The following is a 2389-nucleotide window of genomic DNA, read 5'->3' on the forward strand; positions in this document are numbered from 1 at the left end:
CGGGGGAGGGAGTGGGCTGCGGCGCGTGGCGGGCCGCCGCGACGGGCGACCAGAAGCGAGCGACGGAGCAGGGGCGGCTCGGCTCCAGCGTCCCCTCTCCCGCTCGCGGGGGAGGGACAGGGAGGGGGAGGCGCCGGCGTACGAGCGCATCGTGTTCACCAGCGCGTGACCTCACGTCCCCGGTAAGCCCCCGTTAAGCCTGGTCTGGGTTAATGCCCCAATTCGGGACACCCGGGCCGGGGCCGCATGGCGGAGCTGATCCTCATCGTCGACGACGACCCGGTGCAGCGGCGCCTGCTCGAAGGGCTCGTGCAGAAATTCGGCTTCGACGCCGTGACGGCCGAGGGCGGCGACGCCGCGGTGGCGCTGCTCACCGATGCCGAGGCGCCCGCCGTCGATGCCGTGGTGCTCGACCTGGTGATGCCGGATCTCGACGGGCTCGGCGTGCTGGCGCGGCTGCGCGAGGCCGGCGTCTCGGTTCCGGTGATCGTCCAGACGGCGCATGGCGGCATCGACAACGTGGTCTCGGCCATGCGGGCCGGGGCGGTCGACTTCGTCGTCAAGCCGGTCGGGCCGGAGCGGCTGCTGGTGTCGCTGCGCAACGCGCTCTCGGCGCGGGCGCTGGAGGGCGAGCTGTCGCGCATCAAGCGCAGCCGCGCCGGCACCCTCACGATCAAGGACATCGTCACCCGCAATCCGGCGATGCGGGCCGTGCTGCGCGCCGCCGAGAAGGCGGCGGCCTCGACCATCCCGGTGCTGATCGGCGGCGAATCGGGCGTCGGCAAGGAGCTGGTCGCCCGCGCCATCCACGGCTCCGGCGAGCGGCGCGCCAGGCCCTTCGTCGCCGTGAACTGCGGCGCGCTGCCCGACACGCTGGTCGAGTCGATCCTGTTCGGCCACGAGAAGGGCGCCTTCACGGGCGCCTCCGACAAGCATGTCGGCAAGTTCGTCGAGGCGTCCGGCGGCACGCTGTTTCTCGACGAGGTCGGCGAGCTGCCCGCCTCGGCGCAGGTGAAGCTGCTGCGCGCGCTGCAGGAGGGTGAGGTCGAGCCGGTCGGCGGCCGGAAGCCCGTCAAGGTCGACGTGCGGCTGATCTCGGCGACCAATCGCGACCTGATCGCCGATGTCGGCAGCGGGCGGTTTCGCGAGGATCTGTTCTACCGGCTGCACGTCTTCCCGATCACGCTGCCGCCGCTGCGCGAGCGCAGCGAGGACGTGCCGGACCTGGTCCGCCACTTCCTGGTGCGGTTCGCGGCCGAGGAGGGACGGCGGGTGCGGCGCGTCTCGGCCGAGGCGGTCGCGCTGCTGGCCCGCCAGTCCTGGCCCGGCAATGTCCGCCAGCTCGAGAACGCGGTGTTCCGTGCCGTGGTGCTGGCCGAGGGCGACGAGCTCGGCCCCGGCGAGTTCCCGCAGCTCCTGGCGGGCTCGACCGCCATGGCCGTCCAGGCTCCTCGGGCGGAGGCCTCCCAGGCGGATGGGCCTCGGGCGGAGGCGCTGGAGGCGCCCGGCTTCGCCATGAATTGGCCGCAGAGCGGACCGCTCGCGCCGGCCGCCGTCTCGCTGGACGATACGGTCGCGCCGGCGAGCAGCCTGCTGGCGCTGCTCGGTCCGGACGGCGAGGTCCGCCCGCTCGACGACATCGAGGCCGAGGCGATTCGCTTCGCGATCGTCCATTACGACGGGCAAATGTCTGAGGTCGCACGGAGATTGAAGATCGGCCGGTCGACTTTGTATCGCAAGCTGGAAGGTCTCGGCCTGGCGGCGTCGGAGGACGCCCGCGGCACGGACGTGGCCGTCCGGTGACAGGCGCCCTGAAAAGAGCCGCAATGAATGCGAAAAGAAGAGCTTGGCCGGTTCGGCCTGAGCTAGGTTGAAATCCTGATGCTGTGGTCGCGGATCCGAACGGGGCCGCAGCGAGGTTCGAGTCTCCGGTCCGACGACCGTCGTCGAACGGTGTCGGGTCGATCAGCGTCGGCTTTCAGCGACGGGCTCGACCGACGTGGTGCTGACGTTTGCCCTTGGGAGGACATCGCCTATGCGCTTCGATCGTCTGCTCGCCGGAACGGCGCTCGCGCTCGTTCTCGCCGTCGGCTTCGCCCAGGCCCAAGCTCAGACGGACCAGATTCCATCGACACCGGCCGCCGAGGCGTCGAGCGACGCCGCCGTGCCGAAGACCGAGCCGGCCCCGCTCAGCGTGACCCCGGCCGACATCGCGCCGGCCGCCGCCGCGCCGGCCGAGGTGCCGTCGCTCGCGTCGTCCGAATCGAAGCCCGAGCCGGCCAAGGTCGAAGCCACCAAGCCTGACGTCGCCAAGACCGAGACCGTGATTCCCGAGGCGCCCGCGACCGCCGCGGCGCCGAAGCCCGCGCCGGTGACGCCGGCCGAGACC

Annotated in this window: 1 protein-coding gene and 1 pseudogene; both read left to right on the forward strand. The window is 72.0% G+C overall.

Annotation, left to right across the window (positions count from 1 at the left end; translation table 11 throughout):
- The first annotated feature begins 246 nt into the window (after positions 1-246).
- Positions 247-1803 carry a sigma-54-dependent transcriptional regulator gene (locus CH341_RS30690; RefSeq protein ID WP_111423387.1) on the forward strand — a complete coding sequence of 519 codons (1557 nt, stop codon included), beginning with the start codon at positions 247-249 and terminating at the stop codon, positions 1801-1803.
- 232 nt (positions 1804-2035) lie between these two features.
- A pseudogene (locus CH341_RS34650) lies at positions 2036-2389 on the forward strand (hypothetical protein); the annotation flags it as partial.

The organism is Rhodoplanes roseus (assembly GCF_003258865.1).
Lineage (GTDB): Bacteria > Pseudomonadota > Alphaproteobacteria > Rhizobiales > Xanthobacteraceae > Rhodoplanes > Rhodoplanes roseus.